The 22522-nt window shown below is 68.0% G+C and carries 23 protein-coding genes; 9 read left to right on the top strand and 14 right to left on the bottom strand.

The genetic code is table 11. The features are described from left to right. Window positions 1–188: 188 nt before the first annotated feature. The 4 genes from ABZ382_RS06180 (at window position 189) to ABZ382_RS06165 (ending at window position 4593) form a co-directional block, all read left to right on the top strand. Window positions 189–377 carry a hypothetical protein gene (locus ABZ382_RS06180; protein WP_357084895.1) on the top strand — a complete coding sequence of 63 codons (189 nt, stop codon included), beginning with the start codon at window positions 189–191 and terminating at the stop codon, window positions 375–377. Window positions 378–464: 87 nt separating this feature from the next. Further along, window positions 465–1784, top strand: a complete 1320-nt coding sequence (locus ABZ382_RS06175) for a GDSL-type esterase/lipase family protein (RefSeq protein ID WP_357084892.1) — start codon at window positions 465–467, stop codon at window positions 1782–1784. 159 nt (window positions 1785–1943) lie between these two features. Beyond that, on the top strand, window positions 1944–2195 hold the full coding sequence (locus ABZ382_RS06170; RefSeq protein ID WP_357084889.1) for a hypothetical protein: 252 nt from the start codon (window positions 1944–1946) through the stop codon (window positions 2193–2195). Window positions 2196–2532: 337 nt separating this feature from the next. Further along, the gene (locus ABZ382_RS06165; protein WP_357084886.1) at window positions 2533–4593 is read left to right on the top strand and encodes an SDR family oxidoreductase; all 2061 of its coding nucleotides are present in this window, start codon (window positions 2533–2535) and stop codon (window positions 4591–4593) included. A 246-nt stretch (window positions 4594–4839) separates the two neighbouring features. Here ABZ382_RS06165 and ABZ382_RS06160 read toward each other — a convergent pair whose 3' ends face one another. After that, the gene (locus ABZ382_RS06160) at window positions 4840–5487 is read right to left on the bottom strand and encodes a cutinase family protein (RefSeq protein WP_357084883.1); all 648 of its coding nucleotides are present in this window, start codon (window positions 5485–5487) and stop codon (window positions 4840–4842) included. 268 nt (window positions 5488–5755) lie between these two features. On the opposite strand from ABZ382_RS06160, the gene ABZ382_RS06155 reads away from it, so the two are divergent. Next, window positions 5756–7156, top strand: a complete 1401-nt coding sequence (locus ABZ382_RS06155) for a wax ester/triacylglycerol synthase family O-acyltransferase (RefSeq protein WP_357084880.1) — start codon at window positions 5756–5758, stop codon at window positions 7154–7156. A gap of 22 nt (window positions 7157–7178) precedes the next feature. Here ABZ382_RS06155 and ABZ382_RS06150 read toward each other — a convergent pair whose 3' ends face one another. Together ABZ382_RS06150 and ABZ382_RS06145 are read right to left on the bottom strand one after the other, a co-directional pair. Further along, on the bottom strand, window positions 7179–8099 hold the full coding sequence (locus ABZ382_RS06150) for an alpha/beta hydrolase (protein WP_357084877.1): 921 nt from the start codon (window positions 8097–8099) through the stop codon (window positions 7179–7181). 84 nt (window positions 8100–8183) lie between these two features. After that, entirely contained in the window at window positions 8184–9011 is an 828-nt protein-coding gene (locus ABZ382_RS06145) for an expansin EXLX1 family cellulose-binding protein (RefSeq protein ID WP_357084874.1), read from the bottom strand. Window positions 9012–9304: 293 nt separating this feature from the next. Between ABZ382_RS06145 and ABZ382_RS06140 the strand changes: the two genes are divergently transcribed. From ABZ382_RS06140 to ABZ382_RS06130, 3 genes are all read left to right on the top strand, one after another. After that, window positions 9305–10162 carry a cyclopropane mycolic acid synthase family methyltransferase gene (locus ABZ382_RS06140; RefSeq protein ID WP_357084871.1) on the top strand — a complete coding sequence of 286 codons (858 nt, stop codon included), beginning with the start codon at window positions 9305–9307 and terminating at the stop codon, window positions 10160–10162. Window positions 10163–10507: 345 nt separating this feature from the next. After that, window positions 10508–11716, top strand: coding sequence for a hypothetical protein (locus ABZ382_RS06135; RefSeq protein ID WP_357084869.1), 1209 nt, complete (start codon window positions 10508–10510; stop codon window positions 11714–11716). A 21-nt stretch (window positions 11717–11737) separates the two neighbouring features. After that, window positions 11738–12319 carry a hypothetical protein gene (locus tag ABZ382_RS06130; protein ID WP_357084866.1) on the top strand — a complete coding sequence of 194 codons (582 nt, stop codon included), beginning with the start codon at window positions 11738–11740 and terminating at the stop codon, window positions 12317–12319. Here the strand turns inward: ABZ382_RS06130 and ABZ382_RS06125 are convergent. Beyond that, a complete protein-coding gene (locus ABZ382_RS06125; protein ID WP_357084863.1) occupies window positions 12316–12918 on the bottom strand; it encodes a TIGR03086 family metal-binding protein in 603 nt (200 codons plus the stop codon). The genes ABZ382_RS06130 and ABZ382_RS06125 overlap by 4 nt on opposite strands. A gap of 131 nt (window positions 12919–13049) precedes the next feature. On the opposite strand from ABZ382_RS06125, the gene ABZ382_RS06120 reads away from it, so the two are divergent. Further along, entirely contained in the window at window positions 13050–13658 is a 609-nt protein-coding gene (locus ABZ382_RS06120; protein WP_357084860.1) for a TetR-like C-terminal domain-containing protein, read from the top strand. On the opposite strand, the gene ABZ382_RS06115 is transcribed toward ABZ382_RS06120, so the two are convergent. From ABZ382_RS06115 to ABZ382_RS06070, 10 genes are read right to left on the bottom strand one after another with little or no spacing between them, the layout of a single operon-like run. Beyond that, window positions 13655–14665 (bottom strand): HD domain-containing protein, encoded by a 1011-nt coding sequence (locus ABZ382_RS06115; protein WP_357084857.1) that lies wholly within the window; start codon window positions 14663–14665, stop codon window positions 13655–13657. The genes ABZ382_RS06120 and ABZ382_RS06115 overlap by 4 nt on opposite strands. A gap of 10 nt (window positions 14666–14675) precedes the next feature. After that, entirely contained in the window at window positions 14676–15323 is a 648-nt protein-coding gene (locus tag ABZ382_RS06110; RefSeq protein WP_357084854.1) for a TetR/AcrR family transcriptional regulator, read from the bottom strand. Then, on the bottom strand, window positions 15320–16030 hold the full coding sequence (locus tag ABZ382_RS06105) for a TetR/AcrR family transcriptional regulator (RefSeq protein ID WP_357084851.1): 711 nt from the start codon (window positions 16028–16030) through the stop codon (window positions 15320–15322). Before ABZ382_RS06105 ends, ABZ382_RS06110 begins: the two co-directional genes overlap by 4 nt. Beyond that, window positions 15970–16581, bottom strand: coding sequence for a G1 family glutamic endopeptidase (locus ABZ382_RS06100; protein ID WP_357084848.1), 612 nt, complete (start codon window positions 16579–16581; stop codon window positions 15970–15972). The genes ABZ382_RS06105 and ABZ382_RS06100 overlap by 61 nt, the downstream gene beginning before the upstream one ends. Window positions 16582–16595: 14 nt before the next feature. After that, window positions 16596–17546, bottom strand: a complete 951-nt coding sequence (locus ABZ382_RS06095) for an MlaD family protein (protein WP_357084845.1) — start codon at window positions 17544–17546, stop codon at window positions 16596–16598. Further along, window positions 17546–18556 carry an MlaD family protein gene (locus ABZ382_RS06090; protein WP_357084842.1) on the bottom strand — a complete coding sequence of 337 codons (1011 nt, stop codon included), beginning with the start codon at window positions 18554–18556 and terminating at the stop codon, window positions 17546–17548. Before ABZ382_RS06090 ends, ABZ382_RS06095 begins: the two co-directional genes overlap by 1 nt. Continuing rightward, window positions 18553–19476: an MCE family protein gene (locus tag ABZ382_RS06085; protein WP_357084839.1), complete on the bottom strand. Its 924-nt coding sequence runs from the start codon at window positions 19474–19476 to the stop codon at window positions 18553–18555. Before ABZ382_RS06085 ends, ABZ382_RS06090 begins: the two co-directional genes overlap by 4 nt. Then, window positions 19477–20487: an MlaD family protein gene (locus tag ABZ382_RS06080; protein ID WP_357085888.1), complete on the bottom strand. Its 1011-nt coding sequence runs from the start codon at window positions 20485–20487 to the stop codon at window positions 19477–19479. Next, a complete protein-coding gene (locus ABZ382_RS06075) occupies window positions 20487–21494 on the bottom strand; it encodes an MCE family protein (RefSeq protein ID WP_357084836.1) in 1008 nt (335 codons plus the stop codon). Before ABZ382_RS06075 ends, ABZ382_RS06080 begins: the two co-directional genes overlap by 1 nt. Continuing rightward, window positions 21491–22519, bottom strand: coding sequence for an MlaD family protein (locus ABZ382_RS06070; RefSeq protein ID WP_357084833.1), 1029 nt, complete (start codon window positions 22517–22519; stop codon window positions 21491–21493). The genes ABZ382_RS06075 and ABZ382_RS06070 overlap by 4 nt, the downstream gene beginning before the upstream one ends. Window positions 22520–22522: the final 3 nt, after the last annotated feature.

Genomic DNA, 22522 nt, shown 5'->3' with positions numbered 1-22522 from the left:
CGCTCCCGGCGACGACTAGTTCGTTCGCCCATCCGCGACCACGAGGGGGAGCCCCCACATCGGTACTGTCTGCACGGGTCTCACCTCCTCGCCTGATGTCACGGTGTCCAGAACGCTAACAGGCCGCTCCCACACCAGCCCACCGATTTTTCTACCTGCGGTTTTCCCCGGCCCACGTCTCCGGTGAGGTGGTCCGCCACCAGCCGGTCCTGGTCGACGGGCTGCCCGGGTACATCTCGTGGCGCGCGGACGGCACCGCCCGATCGGTCATGTCGTTCGCGGTCACCGGCGACCGCGTGACCGCTGTCGCACTGCTCGTCGACCCGGCCCGGCTCGCCGTGCTGCGACCGGACACGGTCGGTGGCGGCGCGGGCTGACATCAATTGCCGGAATCGGCCGCGCAGTCGATCTTCGACGGATACGTTGGCCGAAATGTCCAGTTGAGTCGGGTGATGGTGATCGCTATGGCGTCTCGTGGGTGGGGTGTGCGCAATGCCGGCGTCGCGGCGTCGGTCGCGGTGGCCGCGATCGCGGTCGGCGGACCGGCGGGGACAGCCGCGGCGCAGACACCGGGATGCGATGCGCCGCAATGGGTGAGCGGATGGATGGCCGCGCCCTCGGACGCCTTCGGGGCGGTGGATCCGTCGATGGCGCCGCAGGCGCACGTGGGCGGGCAGACGTTCCGGCTGGTCGCGACACCCCACCTGGGCGGGTCCGTGGTGCGGATTCATCTGAGCAACCGGAATCGGCCGGTGCCGGTCGAATTCGCGCACGTCACCATTGCCGAGCAGGCCGCGGGCCCGGCGGTGCGGGCCGAGACGCTGCGGGAGGTGAGCTTCGACGGGAGCTCCCGCGTCACCGTGCCCGCGGGCGGCGAGGTGGTCAGTGATCCGATCGAGTTGCCGTTCGAGGCTTTTCAACCGCTGGCGGTGAGCGTGTACGCGCCGGGCCTGACGGTGCTGCCGACCGAGCACTTCAATGCCAATGCCACCAGTTACTACAGCCTGCCGCTCACGGGCGACGCCACCGACGAACCGACCGGTGCGGCCCTGCCGCTGCCGACCACCTCGATGCCGTTCCTGTCCGGCCTCGATGTCCAGGCGCCCGGCACCACGTCGACCATTGTCGCGTTCGGGGATTCGATCACCGACGGCTATGTCGGCGCGACCTACCTGAGCGTGCCGCAGGATCCGAACGTGGTGGACCGCAATGTCCGTTATCCCGATTTCCTGCAACGCCGCATCGACCAGGCGGGCCTGCCGTTCACCGTGGTCGACGCCGGGATCAGCGGAAACCGGGTCACCCGAGACGGATTGATCCCGCAGTTCGGACCGGCGGGCGTGACCCGGGTGCAGCGCGACGCCATCGCCAAGGCCGGCGTCACCGACGTCATCATCCTCGAGGGCATCAATGATCTCGGCGTCCCGATCGGCGTTGATTTCGACCAGCTGGTCGCGGGCTACACCGACCTGATCACGCAACTGCACGCCGCCGGGCTGGCGGTCCATCTCGGCACGATCATGCCCGCGGGCAACGCGCTCTCCGACGGCATCGCCACCCTGCCCCTCGCCGGGCCGGTGCGGCAGCGGGTCAATGCGTGGATCCGCACCCAGACCCTGTCGGACAGCGTCATAGATTTCGACGCCGCCCTGCGCGATCCCGCCGACCCCGATGTGCTCGCGCCCCGCTACGCCGGCGCCGACAATCTGCACCCCAACCCGGCCGGATACCAGGCCATGGCCGAGGCCATCGATCTGAGCGCCTTTCGCGGCCGCTGCCGCTGACCCTGCACCGCGCCCCGTGTGACTCGAATCATGGCGGGAGGGCAGCCGGTCCCCGGTCACGGCAAGTGTGACTCTTGTCGACTTCACTCGGCGGTAGACCGATCGTCATACTGAACTCGGTACCTACTGACGAGTAACACCGAGGAAAGGTGGAGGTCGATGAATCGCCGTCGAGTGGCAGCCGGGATTGTTGTCACCGGTATCGCGTTGAGCGCACCCCTACTGGGCGCGGGCTCCGCGGGAGCGACTCCGGTGAGCGGGGGCTGCCATTCCGGCACCCGCGCGCCGACCTCCGATCCGCACACCTACGACTCGTGCATCGAGGGCGAGTGGGGCAACCTCCGCCAGTGCCCGCCCTTCACGGTCGTGACTCAGGCGGTCGACGGCGATGTCCGCTGCGTCAACGAATAGCCGCAAACCATGCGCAATCGAACCAAGTGAGCGACCGCTCAGGACATTTGACCAGTTGCCCATGAATTGCCGAGCGCACCCCGAGTTACATCAAACCCGTTGTTACACATACCAACTCGAATAGCCCCGGGGTGACCAGTCACACAGGGCTGTCACGGCCGTTCGGCTTGAACGGCCCCGCGCGGAACCGTAAAGTTACCGGCTAGTTAGGCACGATGGTGTTCCTACCTCGGCCCGACATTCTGCTAGGGGGCCATTCGCACAACGTCCGCATCCACCGACGCATGTCGGACGAACCCCGTTGGGTATCAACAGGTTCGTAATCAAGGAGGGGACGATGACTTCCTACATCGTCACGGGCGGAACCGGATTCCTCGGTCGGCGGCTCATCGCCGGACTGCTGGAACGCGACCCGGAAGCCGTGGTCCACGCACTGACGCGGGAGGCCTCGGTGGCCAAGCTGCGCGAGATGGCGGCGGGCTGGGGCGCCGAAGATCGCGTGTTCCCGCTGGTCGGCGACCTGACCGCGCCCGGCCTGGGCTTGATCGACGACACGCCCGGCGCCGACCACGTCATCCACCTCGGCGCGGTCTACGACATGACCGCCGACCCCGAGGTCACCTACGCCGCCAATGTGCAGGGCACCGCCTCGGTGATCGCGCTGGCCCGCGAACTCGGCGCGGTCCTGCACCACGTGTCCTCGGTCGCGGTCGCGGGCGACCATCGCGGCAAGTTCTTCGAGGACGACTTCGATCTGGGTCAGGGCCTGCATTCGCCCTACCACCGCACCAAGTTCGAGGCCGAGAAGATGGTGCGCGAGGCCGCGGACCTGCGCTGGCGGGTGTACCGCCCGGCCATCGTGGTCGGCGACTCCCGCACCGGCGAGATGGACAAGATCGACGGGCCGTACTACTTCTTCCCCGCCATCGCCGGACTGGGCGCGCTGCCCTCGGAACTGCCGGTGCCGATCCCGGATCTGGGCGCCACCAATATCGTTCCGGTCGACTACGTGGTCTCGGCCATGCTCGAACTGATCGCCAAGCCGGGTCTGATCGGCCGCACGTTCCACCTGACCAACCCGGAACCGCAGCCGTTCACCGAGATCTACAACGCGCTGGCCCGCGCGGCCGGCGCCCCCACCGCGATCGGCACCGTGCCGGGCTCGCACACCGCGCTGCACGCCCTGGGCGGACTGCCGGGCGTGCCCACGGTGCGCGATTTCCTGTTGGAGCGCTTCGGTATTCCCGCCGAGGTTGCCCCGCACACCGCGTTCGAGTCGACCTTCGTCTCCGAGTCCACCCGGGCGCACCTGCGCGGCACCGGCGTCGAGGTCCCGGCCTTCGAGGACTACGCCGAGACGCTGTGGTCGTACTGGCGCGCCCACCTCGACCCGGACCGCGCCCGCCGCCACGACGGCGGTCTCGGCGGCCGGATCGTGCTGATCACCGGCGCGTCCAGCGGCATCGGCCTGGCCACCGCGCACGCCGTGGCCAAGCGCGGCGCGACCGTGCTCATGGTGGCGCGCACCGAGGAGGACCTCGAGGCCGCGGCCGCCGCGGTGCGGGCCGACAGCGGTGCCGCGCAGGCCTACGTCTGCGACATCACCGACGAGAAGTCGGTGGAGCTGCTGGTCAAGCAGGCGCTCGCCGACCACGGGCACGTCGACTACGTGGTCAACAACGCCGGACGCTCGATCCGCCGCTCGGTGCTCAACTCCACCGACCGCATGCACGACTTCGAGCGGACCATGGCGGTCAACTACTTCGGCGCGGTGCGGCTCATCCTGGCACTGCTGCCGTCCATGCGGGAACGCCGATTCGGGCACTTCGTGAACATCTCCTCGATCGCGGTGCAGACCAAGGTGCCGCGCTTCGCCGCCTACGTGGCCAGCAAGTCGGCGCTGGACAACTTCAGCGAGATCGCCGCAGTCGAGAACGCCGACGCCGGAATCACTTTCACCTCGGTGCGCATGCCGCTGGTGCGGACCGCCATGATCGCGCCGACCGACCTGTACAAGTCGATTCCGGTGCACAGCCCCGATCAGGCCGCCGACATCGTGGTGCGGGCGCTCGAGCATCGGCCCAGCCGCATCGACACCCCGATCGGCACCTTCGCGCAGTTCGTGGACACGGTCATGCCGTCGGTGAAACGCGCCATCCTGCACCAGGGTTACCGGATGTTCGGCGAGTCCAAGGCGGCGCGTTCGCAGCCGAAGACCGGGCACCCGGCGGTGGACGCCGAATCCACCACGGCGAGCGGCGAGAGCGCGGCGGAGGTCACCGCCAAGCCCGATTCCCGCAGTCCGCTGCTGGCGCTGGCCCCGATCGTGCAGCCGCTCATGGGCCTGCCCGCGCCGGCGGCGCGGATCACCAACCGGATTCCGGGCCTGAACTGGTGATCACCCTGTCCGGCAACGGCATTCGGATCCGTTCGGTGCAGTAGCGGTACCTCACACAGAGTTCGGCCCGGTGCGGGACAGCGCACCGGGCCGACTCGTGCGATACCCGCGGCTCACTGTGGGATGAGGCCCCGAGTGCCGTGACACCCGACGCCCCGCGAACCGCGGGTACCCGGGCCCGCTCCGGGGTCTCGCGGGCGGGTCCGCCGAGACCGCCCGGGAGCCGGGCCCTTCCCCTCCCCGGGGTCAGATGTGGTCCGCGGCGAAATTGGCCGCGGCCACCAGATCACTGCCGTAGGCGACGTGCGCGTTGGCATTGAGGCCGGAACCGCACACCGGGTCGCCGCCGACGCACCAGTCCCCCGTGCGGGACAGGAACTCGCCCGGCACATTCCAGCCCAGGCCGCGGACGGGGTCGCCGAAGAGCAGGACCGCCGCCACCCGGTCGCCGAGATAGCCCGGCAGCTGGACGCGGCCCGGGTACCAGGACACCACGCCGGTGCCCAGCGCGGCCTGCACGACCGCCGCCCCCTGCGAGTAGCCGACCAGGACGAACTGCTGACCCGGGCAGGCGGCGGCGCGAATGATCAAGTGCCGCACCAGATCCGCGCTGCCTGCGCCGACGTCGAAGCTGTAGTCGGCGGGGTAGTTCACGCGGTAGGCGGACATCGAGACGGGCAGCCGGTCCTGCAGGACGCCGAAGAGGGGGTCGCCGATCTGATCGCCGAGCCAGCCGGGTTCGCCTGTGCCCCTGGCCACTACGACGTCCACATCGGCGCAGCCCTGCGCGTGGGACCTCGGTTGTGGCACGAACACGGTCGCGATCGTCAGCATGATCGCGAACCCCCATGCCGTACGCCATCTTCCAGACAGCAGCACCTTCCGGTCGCCCATCGTCCTCACCTCTCACGTCGTTGTGAGAAGTCCGGTGACTCTTGTCATTGACTAGAGACCGATCACCGGACCATGTGACCCAAGGTAAGAACGCTCCGGAACGGCGGCAACGAATTCCACTGGAGAGACACCTGATTGGTACCCAACCGTTTCATCATGAAACTTGTTATCTACGTGCAACTTTGGGGCAACAAAACGGCCTCGGACCGGATCCGGAGCACACCGCGAACCGCACGCAAAATACAACCGGTTCTCATAGTGTGTTGGTATGGAACGACTTACCGGGCTCGACGCGAGCTTCCTCTATTTCGAAACAGACACCCAACTCCTGCACGTCTGCGCATTGCTGATACTCGACCCCGCCGCCGACGGGGTCACCTATGAGCACGAGGCGTTCAAGGCCGAACTCGGCCGGCGGCTGCATCTCATCCCGGCCATGACGCGGCGGCTGCACGCGGTCCCGTTCAACCTCGATCATCCGGTCTGGGTACGGGATTCGAACTTCGACCTCGACTACCACGTGCGCCGGCTGGCGCTGCCCAGCGGAGCCGGGGACCGCGGGCTGGCCGAATTGGCCGCCGACATCGCCGGACGCCCCCTCGACCGTGCCCGCCCGCTGTGGGAGATGTGGGTGGTGGAGGGCCTGCCGCACGGCCGGGTGGCGGTGGTCTCCAAGTACCACCACGCCATCGTGGACGGCATCACCGGCACCAATATGATGATGCACCTGTGCGATATGCAGCCGGGCGTGACCTACACCCCGCCCGCCGAGGACACCACCGCCGAGGCCGAACCCACCGATCTGCAGCTCGCCGGCGAGGCCCTGCTGAACCTGCCGGGGCGCCTCGGCATGGTCGGCATGGTGCCCAAGACGGTCGGCATTCTGGGCGGGCTGGTCCAGCGGCGGCGCGAATCCGGCAGTCGCGGTATGCCGTTGCCGTTCACCGCGCCCCGCACGCCGTTCAATCGGGCAATCACCCAGCATCGGGCCATCTCCTTCGAACAGACCGAGTTGTCGGATATCAAGGAGATAAAGACCGCCTTCGGGGTGAAGGTCAACGACGTGGTGCTGGCCGTGGTCGGCGGCGCGCTGCGCAGCTACCTCGAACTGCACGACGAACTGCCCGAAACCTCGCTCATCGCCTCGGTTCCGGTGTCCACCCACGACACCTCACGCCACGAGGAGGGCACCAACAAGGTGTCGACCATCTTCGCCCGGCTCTACACCGAGATCGAGGATCCGGTGGCGCGGGTGCTGGCCATCGCCGAGGACAATCGCGGGGCCAAGGAGGAGCACAATCTGATCGGCGCGGACTTCCTCCAGGATTGGGGAAAGTACGCCCCGCCCAACACCTTCCAGCTCGCCGCTCGGGCGTACTCCTCGCTCAAGCTGGCCGATCACCACCCGGTGGTGCACAACCTGGTGATCTCCAATGTGCCCGGGCCCAACTTCCCGATGTACTTCCTCGGGGTGCGGGTGTCGTCGATGTATCCGTTCGGACCGGTGTTCCACGGCGCGGGCCTGACCGCCACCGTGATCTCCAACAACGGCCACCTGGACTTCGGCTTCATCGCCTGCAAGGAACTGGTCCCCGATGTCGACAAGATCGCCGACGCCGTCCCCGAGGTGATCACCGCGCTGCTCAAGGCCGCGCGCGAAAAGGGCTGAGCCCCAACCGAGTGGCTACCGTCTAGAGCCGCTCCGCCACCGACCGCACAGCCTCGAGGAACACCGGGACAAAGACGTCCGCCTCGAGTGCGCAGGCCGCGTGGCCCGCCCTGGCGAGGAAGATCTCCGCTCCCGGAATCGCTTTCGCCATCTCCAGCTGACGGAACACGGGCAGCGCCCGATCCCGCGTGGTGATCACCACCGCCGTCGGCATCTTCAAGGTCGGCAGCCATTCCGACGCATCGAAACGCCCCAGCACCGCGAGCGCCTGCGCGAGCGCCCAGCCGCTGGTGGCCCGCAGTTCCGTCATCGCCCAGCGATCCATCCGGCCCACCGGCCACGAGGACTCCGGCAGCGTGGGCAGTTTGTCGCGGCGCAGCTCCGCCCGGCGGAACGACCACTCCGAGAACAGGGCGGCCGTCGCCGACCAGCCCCGATGGAAGGCGCGCTCGCGCCACTTCTCCTGGAAGCGGTAGGTGGTCGCGGCCAGGACCAGCCCGCCCACCCGGTCCGGGTGCCGATGCGCGGCCAGCTGGGCCACCACGCCGCCCATGGAGTAGCCCGCCAGGATCGGGCGCTCGACGCCCACGGCGTCGGCGACCGCGATGACGTCGTCGGCCAGATCGTCGAGATCGAAATGCTCGGACCGGATTCCGTGGCCGTGCCAGCGCTGATCGAACAGGACCACGCGGTAGTGGGCGTTCAGCTCACGCAGCGAGGGGAACCAGTTGAGCATGGCGGTGGTCGCCATGCCGTGCAGCAGCAGGACGGTCGGCGCGGCCGCGGACGGGCCGGGCAGGTCCACCACGTAGGTGGCGCCGCGGCCGGGCAGCTCCACCATCTCACCCTGCGGCACCTCGGTCAGCCGGGAGATGCGCGGTGACAGGCGGCGGCCGCGCCGGGGCGCGGCGGGCGTGGTCGTATCCGAGCTGGGGTTCGTCATCGAGGGCCTCCCGGCACACCGTCGCGGCGGTCGAACTGGAACACGTTTCACTCGATGATGCCATACCGCGGGCGCCGCGGCCGGTTACGGCGTGCAGGGGGCGGGGGCGGCGACCAGCGTGGTCACGACCACCGGGGCCGCAGGCGGCGGCGGGGTGACGGACGGCTCTTCGGGGATGTCGTAGAGGTGAATTCCGGTGCGGCGCAATTGCCCTGGCTCGATCGCGACTCCCGGGACGTACGCGACGTGGCCGTAGATGTCTGTCACCTGGGCAGTGAACGGGCCCCTGCCCATGCCCGACACGGTCCAGTAGTTGTCGTAACCGCGGCGCATCGGGCGGTAGTCACCGCCGGAATCCGGGCGCAAGGCTACTTGCGCGAGCGGATTGCCGGTGCCGGAGAACAGGATTCCGATCCAGCTGGTCGAGGAGCTCTGCTGGACGCGGTAGAAGAGCTCCGGGGCGGGGTTCGGGTCGCGAACGGTGCTGATCCTGACCGGCGCGATGCCGTCGACCGAGTTGGCGATCGCCTCGAAAGCCGAACGGCTCAAGTCGTATTGGTCCGGGCCGCAGCCGGGGCAGCGGTCGACGACCTGGGCGCGGACGCTGCCGAGCGGGCCGTCGATGTCGACGTAGGAGCCGCAGGGGGCGGAACCGTCGTATCGGCTGGTCGGCACCCCGACGTAATAGCCGTCCAGCGGCAGATCCGGCAGGGAGCACGCGACGCCCTGATTGAAGGCGTAGAACCGGGCCTCCGCCCGTTCCTGCGGCGGTCCCGCGTCGACGGATTGGATCTGCTGAGGAGTAACCGAACTCGGTGCGGGCGCGGCGGGCAGCGTCACGACCGTCGGCGTCGGCGCGGCCGTGCTGCAGCTCAGCGACTGGGGTCTGATCCACCACGTGGCCAGTCCCACCACCACCGCTCCCACCAGAATAGTCCACAACCACGGCCTGCCAGGATGGACCTCTTCGTGTCCGGTGCGGTGCATGGCCGGTCCCCAACCCTCCGAATTTGTGTTTGCTGACGCGATGCTGCACTCCCTTTCAGGAAAGCAGCCGGGGCGGTGACGCCGAGGTCGAATGGCGATTTCGGAGTGAAAAGCGCGGCGTGTTGGCGGTGTGTCCGCATGTAGAACCCGGGGCCCGGTCGCTACGTATGTCCGTATGTCCGCGTCTCCGATGTCCGCACACCCGGGGAGAGATCGCCATGGCCCAGCTCGCGCCCTTCTACCGGCAGGTCCAGGCTCACTACGACCTGTCCGACGACTTCTACGCGCTGTTCCTCGACCCCTCCATGACCTACAGCTGTGCCTACTTCGATCGCACGGGCCTGACCCTGGAGGAGGCACAACTGGCCAAGATCGATCTGGCGCTCGGCAAGCTGGGGCTCGAACCCGGCATGACCCTGCTCGACGTCGGCTGCGGCTGGGGTTCGACCATGATCCGCGCGGTGCTCACCTACGGGGTCCGTGTCATCGGACTCACCTTGAGCCGCAACCAATTCGAGCATGTCGGCGCCCAGTTGCGCGATCTCGGCATCTCCGAAGCCGAAGTGCGCCTGCAGGGTTGGGAGGAATTCGAGGGCACCGCCGACCGGATCGTCAGCATCGGCGCGTTCGAGCACTTCCGCAAACAGCGCTACCCCGAGTTCTTCACCCGCTGCCACCGCATGCTTCCCGCCGATGGCCGCCTGCTGCTCCACACCATCATCGGCCACAGCCTCGCCGACCTGCGAGCCGCCGAGATTCCCGTGACCCGCGAGGACGCCCTGTTCCACATCTTCGTCAAACGCGAGATCTTCCCCGGCGGCCAGCTCCCCCAGAAGGACACCGTCCCCCGCGAGGCCGAGGCGGTCGGATTCCGCACGACCCGCATCCAATCCCTGCGCCCCCACTACGCGAAAACCCTTGACCTGTGGGCCGAATCCCTCGCGGCCCACCACACCGAAGCCGTCGCCCTCACCTCCGAAGAGGTCTACCAGCGCTACATGAAGTACCTGACCGGCTGCGCCCACTACTTCCGCGCGGGCCACCTCGACGTCATGCAGTTCACCTTGCAGAAATAGGCCTCACGCGGGGTGCCCCCGCACGGGGGTGCGTCCATCAGAACCGTCGGCGGCCTTCCGGACGGTCGTATGGTGCGTACACCAGCCCCGCCATCTGTTGTGCCGCCGTCAACCCATCGGTACAGGCGACACAGACTTCCAGGCGACGATCTTCGCTTCCAGATCCGGGCGATCTTGCTCTGTGATCACAAGTAGCCGTCGGGCGTACGAGTTGCGGCGGCGGGCGCCGACCTGCACTCGATCTTGACCGTTGCATGGTGAACATGTTTGGCTATCACTGCCATTCGTTCACGGGGAGATCAAATGCGCTCGTCCGCAGTACCTTTCATCAATCAACTGATAGCCGTGCTGGCGACTCTGGTGGGAATCCTTGCCACCCTTGTCATTCCAGCGCAGGTCGCCTACGCCGAACCGCTCGATTGCACGGCCGTGGCCGCGCGGATCGAAGCGCACAACCAGGCCGCGGCCGTTCACAACGCGAATCCGCCGGATTCGAGCAACCAGGCCGCGGTCGCCGCGTACAACGCCGAGGCCGAGCGGGGCAATGCGGAGATTCCGGAGTTGGAGTCCCTCGCCGATCAGTGTCGGCAGCAGGGGGTCGATGTTCCGCAGGTCGGTGCGGCGCCGCAGACCGGCGAGCCGGATGCCTGCCCGGCGGCGCTCGTCGTTCCGGTCGGTCACCCGGGCCTCGCACAAGACATCGCCGCGTGCCCGCCTTCGGCCGCGCAGCCGCCACCGCCGCCGGCCAATCGGCGCAAGCTCCGTCCGGCGGTGCCGTCGAACGTGCTGCCACCGATCAGCCGGGTACTGCCGGGCGCGCCGAAGGCGCCCTACCAGCCGGCGCAGCTGACCGGAACGCGCCTGGATCCGCCGACCACGGTGCTGCCGGCGTCCTTCGCCGCCAATCCGGCGCTGAAAACCGTTCCGGGGTATCAGCTTCCGGCACCGGGCCAGGCCAACCCGAGCGCGGCGGCCCCGAACATCTCCGAGACCGCCGCGAACTTCCTGCCCTACGTGATGCAGAATCTGTCCCAGGGCTTGCCGTTGCCGGTCGGCAGCTACGGGGTGCCCACGGTCGACGGCTACGAAGCGGCAGCCAACAGCACCCCCGTCCTGGACGTGCACGGCGGCGGCGGACTCATCGCCTACGGCCCGATGGACGACGTCTACGGCCCCAGCGGCGTATACATGCGTCTGGTTCCCGGTATGCAGGACAAGGGATCCGACGCCACCCGCGCGCTGCTGGGCGACAACGTGCCCCTGGACTACGACGCCGGCCATCTCGCCGGGTCGACCAGCGGCGGGTCCGGTCGCATCCCGCAGAACCTCATCCCCGAGAACTTCCACAACAATCGCGGGGTGAAAGCCCAGTGGGACAAGCTGATCACCGGCGTCGCCGAGGGCACCAATCCCGATGTGGATCAGCAGGTCGTCCATGCGCTGGCCATCCCGGTGTGGGGCGCGCCCGGTGAGCCGCCGACGGCGGTACTGCTGTTCGCGTGGGGTGAGAAGGGCTGGAATCTGCCCCCTATCATCATCGACAACTCCATCTGACCGCACAGAACAGGACGAGCCATGACCGCCATCGACGACCTACGGAGCCTGCTGCCGGTGCCCCCGAGCGTGTCACGCCCCGCGATCGACTGGGTGGCGGTCGAACACCGCATCGGGATCCCGCTGCCCGAGGATTACCAGCAGCTGGCCGGCACCTACGGAGAGTCGGAGTTCTCCTCGATCGTGCGCCTCAGCGTCCCGGATGCCACCTCCCCCTCAGCGGATCTGGAATGGTGGATCAAGGATGCGCGCGAACGCCTGGAGAACCCCGACCTTCCCCTCGAATGCGACGACATTCCAGCAGGTTTCGCACTGAACCCCGCATCCCTGACCGCATGGGGCAGGCTGGCGGACGGCGGCTACTGCCTCTGGGATTCGAGGGACGGCGACCCGAACACCTGGCCCGTCGTGATCGGCAGCAAAACCCACACCCGCTGGGGCTTCTACCGCGGCACCGCCACCGAATTCCTCAGCGCCCTGCTCACCGAATCACTGCCCGCCGGTCGCCTCTTCGACGAATTCGCCGACATGGTCGATGAATTCGGCGCGTACTGCGACTTCTACCATGAGGGCCGCAAGATCGACCGCGTCACCGCCGCCTAGTCGGACCGCACGCTGCAAGCGGTGACGGAAGTGGACCGGCCGAGGAAGGCCAGCAGACGCTGGTGAGCGGGTGCGTCGGCCGACGACGGTTGCGCCGGGCCGAACATGCCCGGGCGACGGAAGGCGTCGAAGTCCATGGATCGCATGACGCTGAGCAGGTGGTCGGCCTGCTGGTCGTCGATGAGGGGTTGTTGTCCGGTGGCTACGGCCAGGTCGATGCCGTGGACCAGGATCTCGGTGAGGTGGATCAGAGCGGCCATGGGGCCGGGGACCGGTCCGAAGCCGAGCCGGACGGTGGTGTCCAGCGCGCCGGGGCGTGACCAGGCCTCGCGGTCGAGGTGCGCGGCGGCGGCGTAGGCGGTGCGGTGGTGGGTGCCGAGCCAGTCGTCGTGGTGGCCGCCGCCGGGATCAGTGTGGGTGAGTTCGGCGGCAAAGACGCGCAGGCCGCCGACCAGATGGTTGAGCTCGAATCGGACATCCCAGCCGGGGCAGAGCGAGGGCAGACCGAGCTGCGGGTCGTCGATGCCTGCGACGATGGCGCCGGTGGTGTCGAGGGCGTCGCGGATTCGGTCGACGAGGGTGGGGACCACGGTGTTCATGGTGGTGTCTTTCGATCGGAGGACCACTCGAGTCCATCGAGCCGGAACGGTTCCGTCTCGGCTATGTCGAGAACGGTACAGCCGGGCCCAGTCGATACGCAACCGTTCCGTCTCGTGTTAGCGTGGATCACATGCCCCATCCCCCGCGCCGCACCTCCGGCGGCCCGGTCCTGCAGGACGACCTGACCGAGGCACTCGCCACCGCCTTCTTCGAGGAGCTCGCCGCGGTCGGCTACGGACGCCTCTCCATCGAGGCCGTGGCCCGCCGCGCGGGTGCGGGCAAGGCCGCCGTCTACCGCCGCTGGCCCTCCAAACAGGCCATGGCCACCGACCTCATCACCAAGGTCGCCGTCGACGCCGCCGACACCCCCGACACCGGGACCCTCCGCGGCGACCTCCACACCTTCCTCACGGCAGCCGCCGAAGGCCTCCGCCACCCCCTCGCCTCGAAGATCATCCCCGACCTTCTCGCCGAAGCGGCCCGCGAACCAGCCCTCGCCGCCACCCTCACCACCGGCATCGCCACCACCCGCCGCGACCGCGCCACCACCGTCCTCCGCCGCGCCATCACCCGAGGTGAACTCCCCGACGACCTCAATCTCCCCCTCGCCCTGGACTTCCTGGCCGGCCCCCTCTACTGGCGACTCACCATCACCGGCATCGCCCTGGAACCCACCTACCTGGAGGACCTCACCACCATGCTCCTGACAGCATTCCGCGCCAATACCATTCCGACCTAACGGCGACGCATGGCCTCCAACACCTCGGGATCAGCGGGAGCGATGGTCACGTCCTGCGGAGAGTTCCGCGGGAAGGTCCAGGTCAGGTCGAAGGTGCTGGTAGCGACCACGAAGTCCGCGTCGAGCGTGACGTGGTGGAATGGATTGGAGCTCCCCGACACCGCGATCCACCGCAGCGTCTGCTCCTCGTCATCGTCGGTCAGCGCGACCCACCCGATGCTTCCGTGCGACGCCGACTCCCCCACCATCGCGCGGCTACCGTCGTGCACAGCCGAGCCGAACGTCGGGTCCACATCGACCCATTCGACCGCCGACCAGGCCGTAGCCCGAAAATCCTCCTGCCAGAACCACTTGTCCGGCTTTCGCGGCTCACCGTCCGGCTGATGGAAACTGCGCTGCACCAATGTCATCGTCAGCAGCGTCCCGTCGGCGAACACGATCGAGTCCCCATCCGGCGCCTCCCGCGCCCGCCACCGCTCGAGCACCTGCCGCGCCGTGGCTTCACGACTGTTCATCGCCAGCGCCCCTTCGAGCCTGGTCCACATCTGACCAACGGCCTTCTCGGTATCGAGGATCGACCCGAGGTGTGCTCGAAATGCCGGCTGTTCAGCGGCATACATCGCAAACCACCGCGTCCCGGCACTGGCTTCGACGTTCGCGATCCGATCAGCCAGCTTCAGAATCACCGCCGAAGGGCAATCCGCGATCTTGGCATAGATGTCCTGGTTCCGTTCCGCACGCGTCGCTCCGATGCCGGTTACCGCCCACACCAGTTCGGCGACCCCCGCACCGAAGGCCGCCTCCAGTTCTACCCTGGTCACGGCGGTGTCCTCCAGCACGTCGTGCAACCACGCGGCCACTCCCAGATCGCCCGAGAACCGGAAGTCGCCGAGCACATCCCGAACCGTCGCGAGGTGGATCAAATACGGTGCGCCACCGTATTTTTGGTCACCGTGAGCCGCTCGCGCGAAGCAGCGTGCGGTCTCCTCGATGTCGTCGTCGATCATGCAGTCGAAGCTACCGGCGCGGGCCGGCGAAGGCGGTGCGGAGGAAGGCGACGAGTTGGGTGCGGACTCGGGGCTGGGTGAGGCCGTCGGTGCCGGCGCGCAGGGCCGAGAGGAGGGCGGAGACCAGCAGGGAGAGGAGGACTTCGCCTGCTATGGCGGGGTCCAGGGTGGGGTCGAGGTAGCCGTGGGCGATGCCCTCGCGGATCCGGGCCACGGATTCGGCGGCGTAGGCGCGGGCGTTGTGCAGGCAGCGGTCGAGGACGGCGTCGTCGATCGAGGAGGCTTCCAGGAGAAAGAAATTCACCAGGCCGGGTTCGGTGGCGACCAGGTCGTAGCAGCGGTCGATGACCCGGGTGTAGCGGTCGCAGAAGGCGTCCATGGTGGTGGGGGTGACGTCGCCCTCGGGGCCCAGGAGGAGGTCGCGAATGTGGAGGAAGCTGTGGTCGATGACGGCGTCGAGGATGGCGCGCTTGTTCGGGAAGTAGTTGTAGAAGGTGCCGTGGCTGACCCCCGTCGCGGCGGCGATGTCGTCGACGGAGATGGTGCGGAATCCTCGGGTGACGACCAGTTCGTAAGCGGCGGTGACCAGTTCGGCGCGGCGGCGGTCGGCTCGGGACGGGCGGGGCGGGTGGGGATCGGGGGCCGGGGCGGCGGTCACGGGGGTGATGGCGGGCTCAGGGGGCGCAGGGTTCGGTCGAGGTAGGCGAGGACCGCGGTCATGCTGCGGTCGCGGATGACCGGATTGCCCGCGCCCAGCAGTTCCCGCATGAGCCACGGGCCGACCAGGGTGGGGATGGTGTGGCCCAGCACTTCCGGATCGATGTCGGGACGGATCCATCCTGCCTCCAGGCCGCGGGTGAGTTCGGCGGCGATCAGGGAGGCGGTGAGGGCCTCCAGGCCGAGCAGTCGGTGCGCCAGTTCGGGATCGATGGCCCCGGCCTCCACCACCAGCAGCCGCAGCACGCGCGGCTCACGTTCGAGCAGGTCGTACAGGCGGGCCATGGCGGCGCGGACCGCGGCCACCAGGTCGTCCACGGTGTCGGCCGCGCCGAACACGGTGTGCAGTCGCATGGCGTCGGTCACCTTCTCGATGCCGAGATCGATGACGTGGTCCAGGATTTCGCGTTTGCTGCCGAAGTAGCGGTAGACGGTGCCCTGGCCGATGCCTGCGCGGGCGGCCACCTCGGAGATGGCGGTGGCCTCGTAGCCATGCGCGGTGAACACCTCGTAGGCGGCTTCGATGATCTCCCGGCGGCGGCGCGCGGGGAGTTCGCGCTGCGGCGGGCGGCCGATGCGTGCCGAGGCTATTTCGCGGCCCCACCCTTCACACCGGCGTCCTTGGGGCCGTAATCGGTGACCAGCCACTCGCCGTCGTGCCCGGCCACCGTCACCACCAGCAGGTTCGGCACCGTCGCCGGGTCGGGCTGCTGCACGTTCTGGGTGCGCTGGGTGGCGTAGACGGTGACCGTGTACTGGTCGTTGCCCTTGGCCTCCACCGAGGTGCCCACCACATCGCCCGACGCCACCACCTGGGCATCGGTCATGATCTTGGCGAGGGTGTCGTGGAACTGGGTGTACTTGTCGCGCAACGGATCCGAGGCTCCCCGCTGCACGCCGTCGAAGAAGGCGGGCAGGTTGCGGTAGTCGTAGGTGAGCGAGCGCAGCGTGTAGTCCTTGGCCACCTGCGCGGCGCGATCACGATCGGCGTCGCCGGCCTTCAGCGCGTCGTAGTCTCCCGAGGCGTTGTGCCACAGCACCCCCAGCACCACGGCCGCGATCGCGAAGATCGCCGCGGCCGCCGCCACGAACGGATTGAGTCGTTCACCGATCCCCTTCGGGGACTTCGCCTCCGGAGATTCCTCGACGGTCTCCACCGCGTCGGGCTTGGCGGTCTCGGTCTGCTCGGTCTCGGTCACGGTCTGCCTTCTCTCTAGCGAGGAATCTCGATGCCCACGTGCGCCGCGCCGTCGCCGGGGAACATCGTGGACAGCAGGTCCACGATCGATCCGGCGTCCACGCGCAGCGGTTTGATCACGCTGGTGGCGGGTTTGAGGACGGTGGCGATCTGCCCGAGGTCGGGCCCGATCAGGCGCAGGTATTCGTCGATCTTGGTGACCAGCGGCCCGATCGGATCGTCGAAGATGCGCTCGCCGATGTAGGAGTAGTTCTGGAACGCGGCAATGATGTGCAGCAGTTCGGGCAGCGCGGTGGTGAGATCCCCGGCGGCCGCGCTCAGCGTGGGCGCGCGCCCGTCGAACTTGTCGCCGAGGGTCTGCACGTTCGAGTACAGCCGTCCGATGGCTTCGCGCTTGTCCCGCAACAGATTCGCGGTCCCGACCAGCGCCTTGGTGAGGTTGGCGACCTCGGCGTCGCGGCCCTCGAACCCGGCGGCCACGGTGCCGGCCAGATTCCGCAGTTTGGCCGGATCCAGTTGCGCGGTCAGGGCATCCAACTTGGCGAGCGCGTCCCCGACGGTGGTCGCCACCCGCACCTGGCGGTTGGGCACCACGCTGCCGTCGCGCAGGAACGGCCCGGCGGTCCCGGTCGGCCGGAAGTCGAGGAACTGCTCCCCCGCCGCCGACAGGTTGGCGATCTGCACGACGCTGTCCACCGGAATCCGGTACTTGGCGTCGTATTCGAGGGTGACCGCCAGTCCGTGCGCGGTCGCCCCGATATCGCGCACCTTGCCGATGGGCAGCCCGCGCAGCGTCACCTGGGAGGTCTTCATCAGCCCGCCCGACCCGTCGAGCAGCACGGTGACGGTGTTGTTCTGGCGGCGCGGATCCAGATTCAGCACGCCGACGGCCATGTAGCCGCCGCACACGAAGGTCAGCACCAGCAGCATGACCAGCGACATCGGCCCGGACAGTGACAGCTTCATCAGGGCACCATCCCGATCCCGCGCAGCGTGCCGATCAGCTGGTCGGCTTGCGCGTCGGCGGCGGATACGTTGCGCACCTTCACATCCGGCGCGCTCAGGAAGGGAATGATCTTCTCCTTCAGCAGCGTGTGGAAGGTGTCGAGATTCGCCGCCAGCGTCAGGTCGGCGTATCCGGCCGTCACCGCGGTCGGAGCGAGCACGGACACGATCGACCGGAAGTCGCCGATGTGCGGCAGCAGCAGATCCCCGGCGTTCTTGGCGAGCGGACCGCCGCTGATGATCAGATTCACCACGGCCAGCAGCACATCCGACAATCCGGCCGCCCGATCCGGCCCGAGCGTCAGGATCCGGTCCACCGCGCCGCGACCGGATTCCAGCTTCGCGGTGATCTGTTGCGCCGAGGTGAGGATGCGATTCAATTCGTCGGTGTGGGTGGCCATATCGTGCAGCGCCGCGCGCCCGGCCCGGTTGACCCGGTCCAATTCGGCCGGGTCCGAGGGGAACGCGGCATTCACATCGGTCACCAGTTTCTGGATGTCCGACCAGCGTCCGCCGGTGATGATGTTCGACAGCGCTCGCAGAATGTCCTCCACATTGGTGGCCGGAATGGTCTGCGCCACCGGAATCACGTCACCGTTGCCGAGCATCGTGCTGCTGGCGTTCTTGGGCGCTTCCAGCGCGATATGGATATCGCCGAGGATCGTGGACTGCCGCAGTTCCGCCGTCGTGGATTTCGACAGTTTGGCGTCGGTGTGCAGTTTCACCGTCGCCACCGCGGTGGTTCCGATCAGCTCGATGTGGTCGAGCATGCCGACCTCGACACCGTCGGAGATCACCTTGGCGCGGTCGGGCAGATTCAGCACCGATCCGAATTCGATACGCACCGAATAGGTTTCGCCGGAGGGATAGGTGCCGGGAATCGGGATATCGGTCGCCTTCACCCCGCAGCCGGTCAGCACCAGCGCGGCCGCGGTGACCACCGGCAGCAGCCGCACGACCGCCCGCCTCATCGCACACCCGCCTGCGGTAGCTGCGCGGCCAGCGGCGGCAACGCGGTGAGCAGCGAGGTGATGTCACCCTGGTGCTGCTGCACGAAGGTGTGCGCCTGCGGCAGCACCACATCCAGCAGGCTGTAGATCTGCTGATCGTATTTCCCGGCATTGCGCGCGATTACGGGCAGGAATTCGACCGCGATATCGACGGCTCCGGAGAATTCCGCCGAGAACTGCCCGATCAGCTGCAGGCCGTTGCGCAGATTGTCGAGCACCTGCGCCATATCCGGCCAGTTGGTCACGAACATGGTGGTGAGCTGATCCAGATTGTCGACCAGCCGCCGGAACGCGGCATCCTTCTGCGCGGGGTCACCGACGACCGCGGACAGTCGCTGCAGCAATTGATTCCACTGCTGCCCGGTCCCGTCGATCGCCTTGTCGGCCGCGGTCAGGGTGTCGTCGAGCAGCGAATCCGGTGTGCCCGAGCCGCCGCCGGTCAGATCACCGGCCAGCTTGCCCATGGCGTCGAGGGCCTCACTGATCCCGATGGGCGTTTTGGTCCGTTCCAGCGGAATGCATTTCGCGGTGTCGAATCGCGGGCCGCCGGAGTACGGCTTGGTCAGTTCCACGTGCCGGTCGGTCACGATGGAACTCGACATGGTGACGGCCGCGATGTCGGCGGGCAGCTTCACCGAGTCCTTGACGCTCATGGTGACCCGCATACGGTCGCCCAGCGCCTCGATCTTCGACACCGTGCCGACCTCGACCCCGAGCATGGTCACGCTGTTGCCCTCGTACAGTCCGACGGTGTCGGTGAACTCGGCGCACACGTGCTGCTTCGGATCGCGGACGGTCGTCGCCCACGACACCCCCACCGCCCCGGCGGCCACCACCACGACGGCGAGCCCGGCGGCGAGCGCTGTTCTGCCCCAATTCATTCAGCACGCCTTGCCTTCGAAGGGAATGCACAGCCGGACGCCGGCGGCCGGGTCCCGGACCTGCACCTGAGTGCCCAGCAGCCCGCTGAGCCGGTTGATCACCTCGCGCATCCCGTTGATCACGGTGTCGAGCCGGTTCGGGTCCTCCATGAGCTTGGAGAACAGCTGCTCGAACTGGGTGACCGACGGCTCGATGCTGTCGTAGGCCATGAGCGGCCGGTGCAGCACGATCAGCAGTCGTTTGAGCAGGGCGAACATGCTCACGATGTCGTTCTTGCGGTTGCCCAGCCGGTCGGCGACTGTGCCGAGCTGTTTCACGAAGTCCGCCAGCAGCGCCTTGTCGTCGGCGATGGCGGCGATGTACTCGTCGGAGACGGTGAGCGCGCTGTTGAGCTGATCGGTGCGCTGGGCCAGCACCCCGGTGAGTTCATCGGCATTGCCGATCACCCCGCGCAGCGCGTCGGGTTGTTGCGCCAGCGCCGAATTCAGCTGGCCGATGGTGTCGCGCATGGTGGTGGCGTCGACCTTGCCGAACACCGGGGTGCCCTTGTCGAGAATGTCGCTCAGCTCGAACGGGGTGGTGGTGCGCTCGGGCGGGATGTGCTTGGACGCCAGGTCCTTGTCCCCGGCGAGGGCCAGCGCCAGGTAGTGCCCGCCGATCGGGGTCAGCATCTTGACCTCCACCGCCGACCGGTCCCCCACTCGCACATCGCGATTCACGGTGAAGGCCACCTCCACGTGATCCCCGACCAGGTCCACGGCGCGGATCTTGCCGACATCGATGCCCGCCACCCGCACCTCGTCGCCGGGCCGGGCCCCGCCGGAGATGCGGAAGTCGGCCACGTAGGTTCGCTGCCCGAACGGGATCACGTACACCGCGCCCGCGACGGCCAGCGCGATGACGCACACCACGACCCCGGCGATACCCCAGCGCAATTGCGTGTTCTGGTCCCCGCGACCGGTGAGCACGTCCCGGATCAGCTCGCCCATCCGGGCGATCAACGCTCTCATCAGTTGCACACCACCAGGTTCTGGTTGGACAGGATGACCCCGGCCACCGCGGGCAGCGCGGCCTCACCGTGGGAGCAGGTGATGCGCGGCTTGAACCCCTGCCCGGGAACCGTCTGATTCAGCCCGGTCACCACTTGCGGTGCCAGAGCCAGGATCTGGGTCAGTTCGTCGGTCTGCGGCACCAGTCGCCGGAGCAGACCGTCGACCGGACCATAGGCGGTGTCGTAGGCGTCGCGCGTCTCCTCCAGCAGCGGAACCACGGGCGCGAGCAAGGTTTGCGCGGTGTCGACCGCGCTCAGCATGGCCTGGGTCTTGGCGGTGAACTGGTGCAGGATGCCCGACAGCTGCTGCACCAGGTCGCCGACCGCCTTCGATTTGCCGCCGACGGCGTCCGCGACCACGCCCAGATTGCGGATGAGCAGCACGATCACGGCCTCGCTGTTGCGGGCGTGCTTGGTGAGCGTGTCGACATCCGCGAGCACCGGCCCGATCCCCGAACCGTCGCCCTGGATGACGCGCAGCAGGTTGGTGCCGAGCTGGTTGAGCTGCGCGGGATCGAGCGTGTCGAACATCGGCTTGAAGCCGTTGAACAGCTTGGACACGTCGAAGCTCGGGATGGTGCGCTCGACCGGGATCGTCGTCCCGGCGGCGATCTTCGTACGCCCCGGCCCGTCGGTGAGCAGTTCGACGTACCGCTGGCCGATGAGGTTCTGGTATCGCACCGCGGCCTTGGTGTTGTCGTACACCGGCCGCTCCCGATCCACGGTGAAGCGCACCCGCGCCCGGCTGCCGTCCAGCGACACCGTCTCCACCTTCCCGACCGCGACACCGGACATGCGCACCGAGTCCCCGGCGAAGAGACCCGACACGTCGGTGAACACCGCGTCGTAGCTGACCTTGTCGCCCGGGATCGGCGTCCGCAGCGCGGTCACGATGAACGTGGTGCACCCGGCCACGACCAGCAGGAACACGACCAGCTTGAGAGCAGACCTGGTGACCTCGCTCATTTGGCCCCTCCCCCCAGCGAATCCGCCAGGTACGGCATGGTTTTCGCGATCAAATCCACCTGCAGCCGCACCCGGCCGTCGACCACCGGGAACGCCCCGTCCATGGCGCGCAGCAGATTCGGGACCCGATTGTGGGCCGCGGCCACCGAGCCCACGGACACGCTGATCGGCACCGCCACATCGAGAATGCCGTCGAGGACCTTCTCCAGTTCCGGATTGTTCTGCTGCAGCAGATTCGAGATCCCCACCAGCACCGCGTCGTTCACGCCATGGGTGGAGCGATTGGTGCGCGCCCGGTTCTCCGGATCCCCGAAGTAGGCGCTCTGCTCGAGTACCGCGAGGATGGCGTGCCCGGCCGCGGGCGTCACGTCCCGGAACGCGCCGGTCATGTCGCCGCCGATGCGCAGATAGTGGGCGAGGCTGTTCTGCTGTCCGTCGGCCAGGGTGCGCGCGGTCTCGAAGAACGACCGCAGGACCGGGCCCATGCTGGCGGCATTGTCGAGCATCAGATCGAACAGCCGGTGCACGGCCGCCGAATCCAGCACCTGGGTCAACCGCGCCGCCCGCCGGAACACGCCGGCGACGGTCGCGTTGGTGGCGCCCTCCCCGATCTGGAGCACGGCGTGCTCACGCAGCTTGTTGCCGTCGGTGCCGGGCACCAATTCGATGGCGCTGGAACCGAACACGTTCGACGAGGTGAACCGCGCGGTGACATCATCGGTCAGCGCGTCGGCCTGCCGTCGGTCGATCCGCAATCCGATGCGCTGGTGCCCGTAGCCCACGGTCTCGACGGTCGCCACCGTCCCGATCGCGTACCCGCGGAACTTCACCTCCGCGCCCGGGGCCAACCCCTCGCCGAGGGTCGCCGCGTCCACGGTGACCTCGAACCGATCCACGAAAGAGCCTCGGGCATAAGAACTCACGACAATCGTCACAGTGACGAGGACGACGGCGACCAGCAGGCCGCGCAATCGCAGCAGCCACGGTCCGGCGCTACGGCCGGAATGATCCTTGAAGACGGCCATGTT

The sequence above is a fragment of the Nocardia sp. NPDC005825 genome, assembly GCF_040630175.1.
GTDB lineage: Bacteria > Actinomycetota > Actinomycetes > Mycobacteriales > Mycobacteriaceae > Nocardia.
The sequence above is the reverse complement of the archived record's forward strand: the minus strand, read 5'-3'. Positions and strand labels throughout refer to the sequence as shown.